This is a genomic window from Streptomyces sp. NPDC019224 (genome assembly GCF_040632605.1).
GTDB lineage: Bacteria > Actinomycetota > Actinomycetes > Streptomycetales > Streptomycetaceae > Streptomyces.
Genome location: NZ_JBEYCF010000062.1, coordinates 1 through 14,034, shown reverse-complemented (window position 1 = coordinate 14,034; position 14,034 = coordinate 1). Strand labels below are relative to the sequence as shown.

Sequence of the window (14,034 nt, the reverse complement as noted above, 5' to 3'; positions counted from 1 at the left end):
GCCGTACGCGTTGCCGGTGCGGGGTGTCCGAGGCCGCACCCGGTCCGCTCCGGCCGGCACGCCCCGGCCCCGCACCGGGCTCCCCCTCAGACCAGTGCCCCCAGCGGGTCGTCCAGGACCGGCTGCCAGGCCAGTTCCGCCGCCCCGACCAGGCTGTTGTGGTCGAGGGTGCAGGGCAGGATCGGCACGCTTCCGCTGCGCCCCCACAGGCTGCGGTCGGCCACCACCGCCCGCAGCCGCTCGGGGTCGGCGTCGAGCAGTGCGCGGTGCAGCCCGCCGAGGATGATCCGGTCCGGGTTGAGGATGTTGACGAGACCGGCGAGGCCGAGGCCGAGCCGGTCGATCAGCTCCTCGGCGGCGGTGCGCACCGCCGGGTCCTCGTACTCGTTGCGCAGCAGGTCCCCGGACTGCTTGAGCAGGGACTCCTCGGGGCCGGGGGTGCGTCCGGCGGCGGTGAGGAAGGCGAGCGGGTCGGTCTCGACGTCCAGGCAGCCGCGGCCCCCGCAGTGGCAGGGGCGGCCCTCGGCGTTGACCGTGAGGTGGCCGACCTCCAGGGCGAGGCCCGAACTCCCGGTGTGCAGGCGGCCGTCGAGGACGAGGGCGCCGCCCACGCCGCGGTGTCCGGTGGCGACGCACAGCAGGTGCCGGGCCTCACGCCCGGCGCCGTGCCGGTGTTCGGCGAGCGCGGCGAGGTTGACGTCGTTCCCGGTGAACGCCGGTCCCCCGATGCCCGCTTCGCGTACGCAGGTGGCGAAGATCTCGCGGACCTGGGCGCCGGCGGGCCAGGCGATGTGGAGCGGGTTGAGGGCGGTACCGTCCGGCTCGGCGACCGCCGACGGCACCGCGAGCCCGGCCCCGACGCACCGCAGCCCGCTGTCCCGCAGCAGCCGTGCGCAGTGGTCCACGACCTCGCCGATGACCTGGGCGGGGTCGGCGGTGATGGTGACGGCGCCGGGCGCGGTCGCGACGAGCCGGCCTCCGAGGCCGACGAGCGCGGCACGGAAGCCGTCCGCGTGCACCTGGGCGGCGACGGCCACCGGTCCGGACTCCCGCACGGCCAGCCGGTGCGAGGGCCGGCCCTGAGAGCCCGCGGCCGAACCTGGGCTGGAATCGACCTGAATGAGGCCGAGCGCCTCCAGTTCGGCGGCCACCGCGCCCGCCGTCGCCCGGGTGACCCCCAGCTCGGAGGTGAGGACGGCGCGGGTGGGAGCGCGTCCGGTATGGACCAGTTCCAGGGCGGGTCCGAGCGCGCTGCGGCCCCTCTCCAACTTCGTCCGGGCGGTGGTCAACTTGCCGTTCATGGGGGCGAGTCTCCCATGGTCCGGAGGTGGCTCCGACTCCGTGGTGGCCGCCTCGCCCAGGGTGCGGCGCCCCGGTGCGCCCATGGATCGCCCCTTGCGGCCGGGCGGGACGCCGGTCTTGCGTCGGCTGACCGGCCACCCCTATGCTGAGTTTGTGCCGCAACTAAACAAACTGCGGACGGCACTACCGGGGGGACCGGGCGGCAACACCGCGCCGCTCTCGCCGGCCCGTCTCCGTACCGCGCTGACCGTGTTCTTCGCCCTCGACGGTTTCCTCTTCGCCGGCTGGGTGGTCCGCATCCCGGCCATCAAGCACCAGACCGGCGCGTCGGCCTCCACCCTCGGCCTCGCACTCCTCGGCGTATCCGCCGGCGCGGTGATCACCATGACGCTCACCGGCCGGCTCTGCCACCGGTTCGGCAGCCACGCGGTGACCGTGGTCTGCGGCGTCCTCCTGTCCCTCGGCATCGCACTGCCCGCCCAGACGCACTCGGCCCTGGCGCTGGGGCTCGTGCTCCTGGTCTTCGGCGCCGCGTACGGCGGGATGAACGTGGCGATGAACAGCGCGGCGGTGGACCTGGTCGCCGCCCTGCGCCGCCCCGTGATGCCCAGCTTCCACGCCGCGTTCAGCCTCGGCGGGATGATCGGGGCGGGCCTCGGCGGGCTCGTCGCGGGCGGGCTCTCGCCTGCCGCGCACCTCTTCTTCCTGACCGGAATCGGACTGGTCGTCACCGCCCTCGTGGGCCCGGAACTGCTGCGCCACCCAGCCCCGAAAGCCCCGGAGCCGGCCGACGCCCCGCCCGCCGGTCAGCCCCGGCCCGCCCAGCGCATGTCCGGGCGGGCGCGCAAGGTGGTGCTGCTGTTCGGCGTCATCGCGCTCTGCACCGCGTACGGCGAAGGCGCCCTGGCCGACTGGGGCGCCCTGCACCTGGAGCAGGACCTGCACGCCCGCCCCGGGGTCGCCGCCGCCGGCTACTCGTTGTTCGCGCTGGCCATGACGGCCGGCCGGCTCAGCGGCACCGCGCTCCTCGAACGGCTCGGGCAGACCCGCACGCTGGTGGCGGGCGGCGCCACGGCGGCCGCCGGGATGCTCCTGGGGTCGCTCGCCCCGACGACCTGGCTGGCCCTGCTCGGCTTCGCCGTGACCGGGCTCGGCCTCGCCAACATCTTCCCGGTGGCGGTCGGCCGGGCCGGCGAGCTGGCCGGTCCCGGCGGGGTCGCCGCGGCCTCGACGCTCGGTTACGGCGGCATGCTGCTCGGACCGCCCGCGATCGGTTTCCTGGCCGACTGGTTCTCGCTGCCGGCGGCCCTGACCACTGTGGCGGTGCTGGCCGGTGCGGCGGCGGCCCTGGGATACGTGGCCCGCAAGGCAGCGCACAGCTGAGCGAATGAGCAGGAGTACTCAGGCAGGAACGATTCCCCCGCGCACGATGGAGGCACAGCCGTCCACGGGGAGCACACCAGGCGCAAGCCGGTCATGAACCAGCGGACGGTCCGCACGCTCGTACGGCTCACCGTCGGGAACGCCGCGTCGCCGCTCTACCCGGGGGCGGTCGTCGCGGCGGCCGTGTTCGTCACCGTGGACACCCTGCCGGCCGCCCACGAGGACGCCTCGTTCGCCGGTGTCCGGCTGTTCCTGCCGGCGGCACCGACCGTGTTCGTGTTCCTGTTCGCCGCCTCACTGACGGGGGCGAAGTCCTTCGGGCCGGCCCGGTTCACGTACCCGGCACTGACGGTGTCCGTGCCGGCGCAGTCGCGGGCGCACGGCCGGTTCGTGCGCGGCGGCGGCCGTCGTACTCGCGCGACCCGCCCCCAAGGCGCCTGACCGCCTGGCACAATCCGCCCATGAAGATCACGGAACACATACAGACCCTGGCCGCCGAGGGCAGCCTCCTGGCGGACGCGGCCGGCGAGGCCGGGCCCGGGGCGCCGGTGCCGACCTGTCCCGACTGGCGGGTACGCGATCTACTCAGGCACACCTCGATGGTGCACGCCTGGGCCGCCGCCTTCGTACGCGAGGGACACACCTCGTACGTCCCCGACGCCGGGGAACCTGAGCTGGACGGCCCGGAACTGCTGGCCCACTTCCGCGAGGGTCACCGACTCCTGGTGGAGGCACTGGAGAACGCGCCGCACGACGTGGAGTGCTGGTCGTTCCTCCCCGCCCCGTCGCCGCTCGCCTTCTGGGCCCGGCGCCAGGCCCATGAGACGACGATCCACCGGGTGGACGCCGAGTCCGCGCGCGGCGGCGCCCTCTCCCCCGTCGATGCCGCCCATGCCCTGGACGGCATCGACGAACTGCTGCGGGGGATGCACGCCCGTCCGAAGAGCAGGGTGCGCACCGAGACCCCGCGCACGCTGCGGATCCGGACCACGGACACGGACACCGTGTGGACGGTACGCCTGTCCGCCGAGCCGCCGAGGGCGGTGCGCGAGGAGACGCCGGCCGAGGCGCTCGTGGTGGACTGCGAGCTGAGCGCCCCGGCCGAGACGCTCTACCTCACCCTGTGGAACCGGCTCCCGCTCACGGCTCTCACGGTGACGGGCGACGAGGACCTGGCCCGGCTGTGGCGCGACAACTCCTCGATCACCTGGTCGTGACGCCCTGACCGCACGTTTCGGCGGGGCGGGCGCGGCCGTGCGGTGGACGTGCGGGCCGGCCCGCCCCGCGCACCGCCGTACGTCCGCCGCAGCCAGTCGCGCCCGCCCAGCAGGCCGACCGTGCGGGCCAGTTCCGTGACGACCTGGCGGAAGGAGACCTCGCGGGCCGCCACCACCCGGTTGAACCGGCCGGACACCCCGTCTTCCGGATCGCCGAGAAAGGCCGACCGCACCGGAGGGTGCGGTCGGCCCCGGGGGCCCGGGCCTAGCGGTCCAGGGCCGAGAGCGCTCGCTGGGCCAGCGGGTGCGAACGGACCAGTTCGGCCAGCGAGGTCGTCCCGCGGGTGATGCCCGCGAAGGCGTTCCACGCCGGACGGAAGCCCGTCAGCACGGCGTGCAGCAGCCCCGGCCGCCGCTCGAACAGCTTCAGCATGCGCCGGCCCACGCTCATCTCGACGCCGAGCCCGGCCTTGATGGCGAAGGCGTAGTTGAGCGCCTGGCGGCGGGCGTCCACCGCGTCGTGCGCCTCCGCGACGCGCACCGCCCACTCACCGGCGAGCCGTCCCGAACGCAGCGCGAACGAGATGCCCTCGCGGGTCCACGGCTCCAGCAGGCCGGCCGCGTCCCCGCACACCAGCACCCGGCCGCGCGAGAGCGGCGAGTCCTCGCTGCGGCAGCGCGTCAGATGGCCGGAGGAGATCTTCGGCTCGAAGCCGGCGAGGCCGAGCCGCGCGACGAAGTCCTCCAGGTACCGCTTGGTGCCCGCCCCGTCGCCGCGCGCGGAGATCACACCGACCGTCAGGGTGTCGCCCTTGGGGAAGACCCAGCCGTAACTGCCCGGCATGGGGCCCCAGTCGATGAGGACGCGCCCCGCCCAGTCCTCGGCGACGGTGGGCGGGACCGGGATCTCCGACTCCAGGCCGAGGTCGACCTGGTCGAGCTTGACCCCGACATGGGCTCCTATCCGCCCGGCGCTGCCGTCGGCGCCCACCACCGCACGGGCGAGGACCGTCTCACCGCCGGACAGCACGACGGCGACCGTGCGCCGGTCGGGCACCGCGGCACCGTGCTGCTCCACCCGCGAGACGGTCGCCCCGGTGCGCAGTTCGGCACCGGCCTTCTGCGCCTGCTCGACGAGGCCCGCGTCGAACTCCGGCCGGTTGATGAGCCCGAAGAGCATCCTCTTGGAGCGGCGGGTGCGCGCCAGCCGGCCGTTGAGCGAGAAGGTCACCGCGTGGATCCGGTCCCGCAGGGGCAGTTCGAACCCGGGCGGCAACGCGTCGCGCGAGTATCCGATGATGCCGCCGCCGCACGTCTTGTAGCGGGGCAGCTCCGCCTTCTCCAGGAGCAGTACCTTACGGCCGGCGACGGCCGCCGCGTATGCCGCGGAGGCTCCCGCCGGTCCGGCGCCGACTACGACGACGTCCCACACGGACGACTCTTCGTGCTCATGTCCGGCGTCTGCGTTCTCGCTGCTCACGATGTGCTTCTGCTCCCGATCCGACCAGTGGCCCAAGCTGCTCACGGCATCCTACGGCGCGTTGTGGCCGAGATCCGCTGTGGGAGGATCGGCCGAGTCTCCGACGTACCCGCGACGCCGCACTCCAGGCGGGCGAGTACCCGGAAACGTACACATAACGTCGCACCTACCAGGAGCGTGCCCCATGACCGGCCATCCGATTTCCGAGACCGTCGCCTCGTTGATGCCCCGCGCCAAGGCGGAGCTGGCCGAGCTGGTGGCCTTCCAGTCGGTGGCGGACCCCGCGGTCTTCCCGAAGAGCGAGTGCGAGGGTGCCGCAGAGTGGGTGGCCGCCGCACTGCGCACCGAGGGCTTCCAGGACGTCGCCCTGCTCGACACCCCGGACGGTACCCAGTCCGTCTACGGTTTCCTGCCCGGCCCGGCGGGGGCGCCGACCGTGCTGCTCTACGCGCACTACGACGTGCAGCCGCCGCTCGACGAGTCCGCCTGGCTCTCCCCGCCGTTCGAGCTGACGGAGCGTGACGGCCGCTGGTTCGGCCGGGGCACGGCCGACTGCAAGGGCGGCTTCATCATGCATCTGCTCGCGCTGCGCGCCCTCAAGGCGGACGGCGGGGTTCCCGTCTCGGTCAAGGTGATCGTGGAGGGTTCGGAGGAGCAGGGCACCGGTGGTCTGGAGCGGTACGCCGAGGCGCACCCCGGCCTGCTCGCCGCCGACACCATCGTGATCGGTGACACCGGCAACTTCCGGGTGGGGCTGCCGACCGTGACCTCGACGCTGCGCGGCATGACGATGCTGCGGGTCCAGCTCGACACGCTCGAGGGCAACCTCCACTCCGGGCAGTTCGGCGGTGCCGCGCCCGACGCGCTCGCCGCGATGATCCAGCTGCTCGCCTCGCTGCGCGCCGAGGACGGTTCGACGACCGTCGACGGTCTGACCGCGGACACGGAGTGGGACGGTCTGCAGTACCCGGAGGAGGAGTTCCGCAAGGACGCCAAGGTCCTCGACGGGGTCGGGCTCATCGGCACCGGTACGGTCGCCGACCGGATCTGGGCCCGGCCCGCCGTCACCGTGATCGGCATCGACTGCCCCGCCGTGGTCGGTGCGACGCCCTCCGTGCAGGCGAGCGCCCGTGCGCAGATCAGCCTCCGGGTGCCGCCGGGCCAGAACGCGGACGAGGCGACGAAGCTGCTGACCGCGCACCTGCTCGCGCACGCCCCGTGGGGCGCGCGGGTCTCGGTCGAGCAGGTCGGCCAGGGGCAGCCGTTCCGCGCGGACATCACGAGCCCGGCCTACACCGCGATGGCCGACGCCATGCGGGTCGCGTACCCCGGCCAGGAGATGCAGTCCTCGGGCATGGGCGGCTCGATCCCGCTCTGCAACACGCTGGCCGAGCTGTACCCGGACGCGGAGATCCTGCTGATCGGCCTGAGCGAGCCGGAGGCGCAGATCCACGCGGTGAACGAGAGCGTGTCGCCCGAGGAACTGGAGCGGCTGTCCGTGACCGAGGCGCTGTTCCTGCGCAACTACGCGGCGTCGAAGGCACTCTGAGCCTCACCGGGCCAGGGCTACGCGTTGAGCGAAGCTCGCCGACAGCGTAGATCCGTGCGGCGGCCGGTCGCGGCCGCGTACGTTCGCCGCATGGATCTCGTCGAGGTGCTTCCGCGGTTGCACATGTTCCGCTTCCCGATCGGCCAGGCGTACCTCTGGCGCGACGGGACGGAGCTGACCCTGATCGACGCGGGCGACGTGAACGCCGCGCCCGCCATCGAGGAGGCGGTGCGGCGCCTCGGCCGCGAACCCGCCGACATCGCCCGCATCGTCATCACCCACGGCCACCGGGACCACTACGGCGCCGCCCAGGAGCTGGCCGACCGCCATGGTGCCGAGATCCTCGCGCACCGGCTGGACGCGCCGGTGATCCGGGGCGAGGAGGAGGTCGGCGAGCCGGTGCTCCTGGACTGGGAACGCCCGCTGTACGCGCACGCGCTGACCGTTCCCCCGGCTCCCCCGACCCGGGTCGACACCGAGCTGTCCGACGGGGCGGTGCTGCCGTTCGGGGGCGGGGCGCGGGTGGTCCACTCCCCCGGGCACACGCCCGGCTCCATCGGCCTGCATCTGCCCGGCCACGGCGTGCTGTTCACGGGCGACTGCGTGGCCGGGGTGGGGCAGGTGATGCTGGGCGTCTTCAACATCGACCGGGAGCAGGCCGTGGCCTCGTTCCGGCGGCTGGCCGCGCTGGAACCGGCCACGGTCTGCTTCGGTCACGGCGACCCCCTCACCGAGGACGCCGCCGCGGTGCTGCGGGCCTCAGCCGACGGGGACGCCGGCCTCCAGGTTGAGCACGGCTGAGCGTTCACGGGCCCGCAGCGCCCAGCACAGCCGTTCGTAGCGGGTGGGCGGCAGCAGAGTGGCCGCCTCCGCCTCGGTGACGAACCGCCAGCCGCGCAGTTCGGAGCCGGGGAGGAGCAGCCGTTCGGCGTCCGCCCGGGGCAGCAGTCCGCCGTCGAAGAGGAGCCGCAGACCTCCGTACCCGGGGGGTTCGGGCGCCTCCCAGTCGATGACGAGCAGCTTGGGCACCCGTTCGAGCTGGATGCCGATCTCCTCGGCCACTTCCCGGATGCCGGCCTGCGCGGGGGCCTCGCCGGCCTCCACCACGCCGCCGGGGAACTCCCAGCCGGGTTTGTAGGTGGGATCGACGAGCAGGAACCGGTCGTGCTCGTCGAAGAGCAGCACCCCGGCGGCGACGGTCTCCGCGGTCGGCTCGGGTGTCTGGACGATCTCGCAGGCCGGAGCGGCTTCGGTGCGTACGGCCTCCGCGATGCGCTCGGCCGTCTCGCGCGGGGTGAGCGCGCTGTTGTCGATGGTGTGGGCGTCCCCGGTGATCCAGCCGAGGGCCGAGCGGTACGGTTCGATGCGGTCGTACGCCCAGCGGCCGGTCGGGTCCACCTCCTGCGCGTCACCGGGGAACTCGGCCCGGTGGGCGATGCGCTCGCGCAGGATCGTTTCCTCAGGTGAGAGCAGTACATGGCGCACCGATATGCGCCGGGCGGCCAGGCCACCGAATATCTCGTCGCGGTACTCCTGTCGCAGCAGCGTCATCGGCACCACCAGCACCCCGCCGAGCTCGGCGAGCAGCGCGGCGGCGGTGTCCACCACGAGGCGTCGCCAGATCGGCAGGTCCTGGAAGTCGGTCACCTCGGCGAGCTTCTTCTGGGGCAGCAGGTTCCGCAGCCCCGTCCCGGTGAGTTCCGGGTCGTACAAGGTGCTGTTCGGGATCAGATCGATCAGTTCACGCGCGGCGCTGGTCTTGCCGGCGCCGAACGCACCGTTGATCCAGACGATCACGGTTCCCCCTCTTCCGTAGCAGCCCCCTGTGGCTTGCCCGCAACACCCTCCCGCGGAAACACGCCCGAGGGGATGCGTTGCGCGTACGGGACGGCGAGCGCCCCCGAGGGGGCCGGGCCGTGTCCGAAAAACCCCGCCGGTCCGTCGGGGGTGCGCCGGGACTTTCGGACACGGTCTACGGCGTATCGCCCCGCCAGTCCCACTTGCCCGGCTCGTCCGCGCGCGGCCCGTACTCGGCCCGGCCGCCCGGCCCGTAGGCGCCGATCTCGGTGACCAGGGCGGAGCCGTCCGCGAGGGCCACCGGCGTCCACCCCGTCACGTCCAGCAGCAGGCCGTCGAGCGGTCCGCCCACCAGTTCGCGGTACTCGCGCCCCGGCCGGGGGCCCGGGTCGGGGTCGTCGTGGTCGGCGCCGTACACCCGCCGTCGCATGATCTCGTCCATGCGAGCAGGATCGCACCCGCCACTGACATCGGCGGGGGTGCGCGGACCGCGGCGGGCCATCGGCTTCACATTCCGGTCACAACTCCATCACTGGCGGAGGATTGGCCTCCCGCACGTTCGGCGCCCTGGCCTCCCGCACGTTCGGCGCCCTGGCCACGGTCGTCCCTCCACACGCCTTCTGGGGGCCCATGTCGCACAACCCGTCACCGCAGCCGCCGCCTTGGGGGCCGCCGCCGCAGCCCGCCCCGTACGGCCCGGCCGGCGCCGGGAGCCCGGAAGGGGGCACGCCCCGCTGGGCGAGGACTCCGGAACGGACCGGACCGAGACCGCGGCGAAGTCCTCACCCGCGCCGACCGTCACGGCCACGGTCTCGGTCACGCCCGCGCCGGAGCCCGCCGTGACCGGGACCGTCACCGCGAGTCCCGAGGCGGTGCCGACCGTCACGAAGACGAAGACCGTCAAGGTCACCGTCGCGCCCGACGCCCCCGCCGGCACCTCGGACGACTCCGGTTCGGCCGAGTCGGGTTCGGGCGGCGGCTCGGCGTACTACGCGAACTGCACCGCCGTCCGCGCGGCCGGCGCGGCCCCCGTCCACCGGGGCGACCCGGGGTTCGGCCGTCACCTCGACCGCGACGGGGACGGAGTCGCCTGCGAGTAGGGCGTGGTGACGGGGCGCCCGGTTGTTCCGCCGGCGCTCCGTCACCCCTTGCCGGATCCCGGTGCGCGTCCGGCGAGGCAGGACGAGCCGGGCGATGAATCAGACCGGGGTGAGCGAGAGCGCGACGGGCATGTGCGAGGTGGGCCGACCGAGGGCGGCGACGGCGTCGACCTGGACCACGCGGACCGAGGGCCCTGCGGATCACCTGCTGAACGGTCCCCGGGCCGGCCGTGAAAGGGCCGGCCCGGGGACCGGGTCGTGCGCCCGTGGCGCGGTCAACGGCGGGCGAGGACGCGGCGAGGGCTCCGGATTCGTGCGCGCGCCCGTGGCGCGGTACCCGCTGCAGGGGGCGTGCCCGCCCGGCAGCGGCCGTACCGGCGCGGTTTCAGTGTGCCGGTACGCCCTCGTCCATGCCCGTCCGCGTGGCGAGGGCGGCGGCCGCCGCGCCCACCAGACCCGCGTCGTTGCCCATGACCGCGGGCACCACGGTCAGCTGCTGGACGAAGGAGAGCGTGGCGTACCGGCGCAGCGCGGTGCGCAGCGGCGCGAACAGCAGGTCGCCCGCGCCGGCCACTCCGCCGCCGATCACCGCGATGTCGATCTCGACCAGGGTCGCCGTCGCGGCGATCCCCGCGGCCAGGGCCTGCGCGGCGCGCTCGAAGGAGGCCAGGGCGACCGGGTCGCCGGCCCGCGCCGCCGCCGCGACGCCCGCCGCGGTCGCGTCCCCGTCCGGGCCGGGCCGCCAGCCGGCGTCCAGCGCGCGGCGCGCGATGTTGGGGCCGCTCGCGATGCGCTCGACGCAGCCGCGCGCCCCGCACGGGCAGAGGTCGCCGTCGAGGTCCACGCTGATGTGCCCGATGTGGCCGGCGTTCCCGCTGGGTCCGGGATGCAGGGCGCCGCCGAGGACGAGCCCGCCGCCGACCCCGGTCGAGACGACCATGCACAGCGCGTTGTCATGGCCGCGCGCCGCACCGAGCCAGTGCTCCGCGGCGGTGATCGCGACTCCGTCGCCGACCAGCGTGACGGGAAGGCCGCCGGCGGCGTCGGCGACCCGCTCGACCAGCGGGAAGCCCCGCCAGCCGGGCACGTTGACCGGGCTGACCGTGCCCTCGGCGGCGTCCACCGGGCCCGCGCTGCCGATCCCGACGGCCGTCGCGTCGCTCCAGCGCGGCGACTCGGCCAGGTCGGCCAGGACGCCGCCGACCGCCTCCATGACCCGCTCGCCGCTCTCCCGCGCGGGCGTCGGGCGCTGGGCACGTGCGACGAGGGTGCCGTCCCGGTCCACCAACGCGCCGGCGATCTTGGTGCCCCCGATGTCAAGGGCGGCGACGAGGTCGGTATGCATCGGTATGGCTCCGGGTGGTGAGGGACGGGACCTGCGGCTCAGGTGAACAGTCTGCCCAGTCTCCATCCCCTTGACAACGTTGTCCAGGCTCTATGCTCGACGCCACACCCTCCGGGAGCCTGCGCGGCGGCAGCCGCGGCCCGCCCGCACCGCCCGCACCGCCCGCACCGCCCGCACCGCCCGCACCGCCCGCACCGCCCGCACCGCCCGCACCGCCCGCACCGCCCGCACCGCCCGCACCGACGACAGGACAGCGCACCGTGGCCGAGACCGCCCGTCATCCCGAGCCCCGTTACGGCAACCGGCCGACCATGAAGGACGTGGCCGCCCGGGCCGGGGTGGGCCTGAAGACGGTCTCGCGCGTGGTCAACAGCGAGCCCGGGGTCACCCCCGACACCGAGCGCCGGGTGCAGGAGGCGATCGACGCGCTGGGCTTCCGCCGCAACGACAGCGCGCGGGTGCTGCGCAAGGGCAGGACCGCCTCGATCGGCCTCGTCCTAGAGGACCTCGCGGACCCCTTCTACGGGCCGCTGAGCCGCGCGGTGGAGGAGGTGGCCCGCGCGCACGGCGCCCTGCTGATCAACGGGTCCAGCGCCGAGGACCCGGAGCGCGAGCAGGAACTGGTCCTCGCCCTGTGCGCGCGCCGGGTCGACGGGCTGATCGTGATCCCGGCCGCCGACGACCACCGCTATCTGGAGCCGGAGATCAAGGCGGGGGTGGCGACCGTCTTCGTGGACCGCCCGGCCGGGCGGATCGAGGCGGACATGGTGCTCTCGGACAGCTTCGGCGGGGCCCGCGAGGGCGTCGCCCATCTGATCGCGCACGGACACCGCCGGATCGGCTTCATCGGCGACCAGCCGCGCATCCACACCGCGACCGAGCGCCTGCGCGGCTACCACGCGGCGATGGCGGAGGCCGGGATAACCGTCGAGGACTCCTGGGTGTCGCTCGGCCCCACGGACGCCGACCGGGTCCGCGCCGCCGCCGAGGCGATGCTCGGGGGGCCGGAGCCCGTGACGGCGCTCTTCTCCGGCAACAACCGGGTGACGGTGACCGCGGTGCGCGTCCTGGCGGGCCGGGAACGGCCGGCCGCCCTGGTCGGCTTCGACGACATCGAGCTGGCGGACCTGCTCGGCATCACCGTGATCTCCCAGGACGCGGCGGCGGTGGGCCGTACCGCCGCCGAGCACCTCTTCCGGCGCCTCGACGGGGCCGACCACCCCCCGGCCCGCGTGGAACTCCCGACCCGGCTGATCGCCCGCGGGTCGGGTGAGATCCCCCCGGCCTGAACAACCCCTCAGGGCGCGGTGACCGTGAGGGTGCCGCGCCGGGGGGAGGCGAAGGCGTCGAGGTCCGCGCGGGTCAGCCCGGTCGGCTTCGTCACCTCCTCGGCGTCCAGGGCGCCGCAGTCGATGCCGCGCAGCAGGTAGCCGCTGAGCGCCTTGGCGGTGGCCGGTTCGTCCATCACGTCCCCGCCGGTCTTGGACACGTACGCGGCGAGCCGGGTGACGGCCTGCTCCAGGCCCTCGCGGTAGAACGTGTAGACGGCCGCGTACCGGGTCGGGAGGTGGCCCGGGTGCATGTCCCAGCCCTGGTAGTAGGCGCGGGCCAGGGCGCGCCGGGTGAGGCCGTAGTGCAGCCGCCACGCCTCGTGGACCTGCGGGGTGGGACCGACGGGCAGGACATTGGTGGAGCCGTCGCAGACGCGTACGCCGGTGCCCGCGGCGGCGACCTGCATGACGGCCTTGGCGTGGTCGGCGGCCGGGTGGTCGCTCGCCTGGTACGCGGCACTGACGCCGACGCAGGCGCTGTAGTCGAACGTTCCGTAGTGCAGACCCGTGGCCCGGCCGCCCGCCGCGTCGATCATGCGGGCCACCGCGGCGGTGCCGTCGGCGGCGAGGATGGACTGGCTGGTCTCGATCTGGATCTCGAAGCCGAGGCGCCCGGCCGGCAGCCCGTGCGCCTGCTCGAAGGCTTCGAGAAGCTGGACGAAGGCGGCGACCTGTTCGGGGTACGTGACCTTCGGCAGGGTGAGGACGAGCCCTTCGGGAAGCCCGCCCGCCCGCATGAGGCCGGTGAGGAAGACGTCCGTGGTGCGGATGCCCCGGTCCCGGACGGCCGCCTCCATGCACTTCATCCGGATGCCCGTGTACGGTGCGGCCGTGCCCTGGGCGTACGCCTCCGAGACGAGCCGGGCCGCACGGGCCGCCGCCTCGTCCTCCTCGGCGTCGGAACGGGGCCCGTAGCCGTCCTCGAAGTCGATCCTGAGGTCCTCGACCGGCTCGCGCTCCAGCTTGGCGCGCACCCGGTCGTGAACGGGCCCGGCCAGCTCGTCCGGGATGCCGAGGACTCCGGCGAGGGCCGCTGCGTCGGGGGCGTGCTCGTCGAGCGCCTTCAGGGCCTCGTCGCCCCAGGTGCGCAGGGTGCCGGCCGTGAAGGTGTCGCCCGGTACGTAGACCGTGTGCACCGGCTGGCGGGTGCCGGGGTCGCCCGGGTACCGGCGGGCGAGTTCGGCGTCCACCGCCGCGAGGGACGCGCTGATCCCGTCGCCGACCGCACCGGCGAGGCTCGTCGCCACCTTCTCCTGCTGACCCATCGTCCGCACCCTCCACACTCCGACGCTTTCCGCTTCCCGGAAACAACAATCCGCATAGTGAAGTTATAAGGCTGTCGCATCCGAGTCAACGGTGCCTGGAAACGCCGCGGGGCCGCACGGTGCGTTCACCGTGCGGCCCCGGGCCGTTGCTCGTGCGTGCTGTCCGGGGATCAGCCCTTGCGGGTGTTGATCTCCTCGGTGAGCTGGGGGACGACGTCGAAGAGGTCGCCGACGACGCCGTAGTCGACGAGGTCGAAGATCGGGG

13 protein-coding genes are annotated in these 14,034 nt (G+C 74.1%); 7 read left to right on the top strand and 6 right to left on the bottom strand.

Annotation, left to right across the window (positions count from 1 at the left end; translation table 11 throughout):
- Window positions 1-86: 86 nt before the first annotated feature.
- Entirely contained in the window at window positions 87-1,301 is a 1,215-nt protein-coding gene (locus ABZ564_RS28865; protein ID WP_360862049.1) for an ROK family protein, read from the bottom strand.
- 154 nt (window positions 1,302-1,455) lie between these two features.
- On the opposite strand from ABZ564_RS28865, the gene ABZ564_RS28860 reads away from it, so the two are divergent.
- From ABZ564_RS28860 to ABZ564_RS28850, 3 genes are all read left to right on the top strand, one after another.
- Window positions 1,456-2,685, top strand: coding sequence for an MFS transporter (locus tag ABZ564_RS28860; protein ID WP_360862047.1), 1,230 nt, complete (start codon window positions 1,456-1,458; stop codon window positions 2,683-2,685).
- Window positions 2,686-2,778: 93 nt separating this feature from the next.
- Complete coding sequence (locus tag ABZ564_RS28855; protein WP_360862045.1) at window positions 2,779-3,126, top strand: hypothetical protein; 348 nt, start codon at window positions 2,779-2,781, stop codon at window positions 3,124-3,126.
- A 20-nt stretch (window positions 3,127-3,146) separates the two neighbouring features.
- Window positions 3,147-3,902, top strand: a complete 756-nt coding sequence (locus tag ABZ564_RS28850) for a maleylpyruvate isomerase family mycothiol-dependent enzyme (protein ID WP_360862043.1) — start codon at window positions 3,147-3,149, stop codon at window positions 3,900-3,902.
- 265 nt (window positions 3,903-4,167) lie between these two features.
- Here the strand turns inward: ABZ564_RS28850 and ABZ564_RS28845 are convergent, their stop codons facing one another.
- A complete protein-coding gene (locus tag ABZ564_RS28845) occupies window positions 4,168-5,382 on the bottom strand; it encodes a geranylgeranyl reductase family protein (RefSeq protein WP_360862041.1) in 1,215 nt (404 codons plus the stop codon).
- A 184-nt stretch (window positions 5,383-5,566) separates the two neighbouring features.
- Between ABZ564_RS28845 and ABZ564_RS28840 the strand changes: the two genes are divergently transcribed.
- Both ABZ564_RS28840 and ABZ564_RS28835 read left to right on the top strand, forming a co-directional pair.
- The gene (locus tag ABZ564_RS28840) at window positions 5,567-6,931 is read left to right on the top strand and encodes a dipeptidase (RefSeq protein WP_360862039.1); all 1,365 of its coding nucleotides are present in this window, start codon (window positions 5,567-5,569) and stop codon (window positions 6,929-6,931) included.
- A gap of 90 nt (window positions 6,932-7,021) precedes the next feature.
- A complete protein-coding gene (locus ABZ564_RS28835; protein ID WP_360862037.1) occupies window positions 7,022-7,732 on the top strand; it encodes an MBL fold metallo-hydrolase in 711 nt (236 codons plus the stop codon).
- Here ABZ564_RS28835 and ABZ564_RS28830 read toward each other — a convergent pair.
- Together ABZ564_RS28830 and ABZ564_RS28825 are read right to left on the bottom strand one after the other, a co-directional pair.
- Window positions 7,691-8,728, bottom strand: a complete 1,038-nt coding sequence (locus ABZ564_RS28830) for an NUDIX domain-containing protein (RefSeq protein ID WP_360862035.1) — start codon at window positions 8,726-8,728, stop codon at window positions 7,691-7,693. The genes ABZ564_RS28835 and ABZ564_RS28830 overlap by 42 nt on opposite strands.
- A gap of 175 nt (window positions 8,729-8,903) precedes the next feature.
- Window positions 8,904-9,170 (bottom strand): hypothetical protein, encoded by a 267-nt coding sequence (locus ABZ564_RS28825; protein ID WP_018550894.1) that lies wholly within the window; start codon window positions 9,168-9,170, stop codon window positions 8,904-8,906.
- Window positions 9,171-9,567: 397 nt separating this feature from the next.
- Between ABZ564_RS28825 and ABZ564_RS28820 the strand changes: the two genes are divergently transcribed.
- Window positions 9,568-9,828, top strand: coding sequence for an excalibur calcium-binding domain-containing protein (locus ABZ564_RS28820; RefSeq protein ID WP_360862033.1), 261 nt, complete (start codon window positions 9,568-9,570; stop codon window positions 9,826-9,828).
- Between the two features lie 385 nt (window positions 9,829-10,213).
- Here ABZ564_RS28820 and ABZ564_RS28815 read toward each other — a convergent pair whose 3' ends face one another.
- Window positions 10,214-11,173, bottom strand: a complete 960-nt coding sequence (locus ABZ564_RS28815) for an ROK family protein (protein ID WP_360862031.1) — start codon at window positions 11,171-11,173, stop codon at window positions 10,214-10,216.
- A 260-nt stretch (window positions 11,174-11,433) separates the two neighbouring features.
- On the opposite strand from ABZ564_RS28815, the gene ABZ564_RS28810 reads away from it, so the two are divergent.
- The gene (locus ABZ564_RS28810) at window positions 11,434-12,462 is read left to right on the top strand and encodes a LacI family DNA-binding transcriptional regulator (protein WP_360862029.1); all 1,029 of its coding nucleotides are present in this window, start codon (window positions 11,434-11,436) and stop codon (window positions 12,460-12,462) included.
- Between the two features lie 8 nt (window positions 12,463-12,470).
- Here the strand turns inward: ABZ564_RS28810 and ABZ564_RS28805 are convergent, their stop codons facing one another.
- On the bottom strand, window positions 12,471-13,769 hold the full coding sequence (locus tag ABZ564_RS28805; RefSeq protein ID WP_360862027.1) for an aldolase/citrate lyase family protein: 1,299 nt from the start codon (window positions 13,767-13,769) through the stop codon (window positions 12,471-12,473).
- Window positions 13,770-14,034 lie beyond the last annotated feature (265 nt).

What these genes read in the sequence shown, in the direction of transcription:
- ABZ564_RS28865 (WP_360862049.1), bottom strand. Translation starts at nt 1,301, where the DNA reads ATGAACGGCAAGTTGACCACCGCCCGGACGAAGTTGGAGAGGGGCCGC.
- ABZ564_RS28855 (WP_360862045.1), top strand. Translation starts at nt 2,779, where the DNA reads ATGAACCAGCGGACGGTCCGCACGCTCGTACGGCTCACCGTCGGGAAC.
- ABZ564_RS28850 (WP_360862043.1), top strand. Translation starts at nt 3,147, where the DNA reads ATGAAGATCACGGAACACATACAGACCCTGGCCGCCGAGGGCAGCCTC.
- ABZ564_RS28840 (WP_360862039.1), top strand. Translation starts at nt 5,567, where the DNA reads ATGACCGGCCATCCGATTTCCGAGACCGTCGCCTCGTTGATGCCCCGC.
- ABZ564_RS28835 (WP_360862037.1), top strand. Translation starts at nt 7,022, where the DNA reads ATGGATCTCGTCGAGGTGCTTCCGCGGTTGCACATGTTCCGCTTCCCG.
- ABZ564_RS28825 (WP_018550894.1), bottom strand. Translation starts at nt 9,170, where the DNA reads ATGGACGAGATCATGCGACGGCGGGTGTACGGCGCCGACCACGACGAC.
- ABZ564_RS28815 (WP_360862031.1), bottom strand. Translation starts at nt 11,173, where the DNA reads ATGCATACCGACCTCGTCGCCGCCCTTGACATCGGGGGCACCAAGATC.
- ABZ564_RS28805 (WP_360862027.1), bottom strand. Translation starts at nt 13,769, where the DNA reads ATGGGTCAGCAGGAGAAGGTGGCGACGAGCCTCGCCGGTGCGGTCGGC.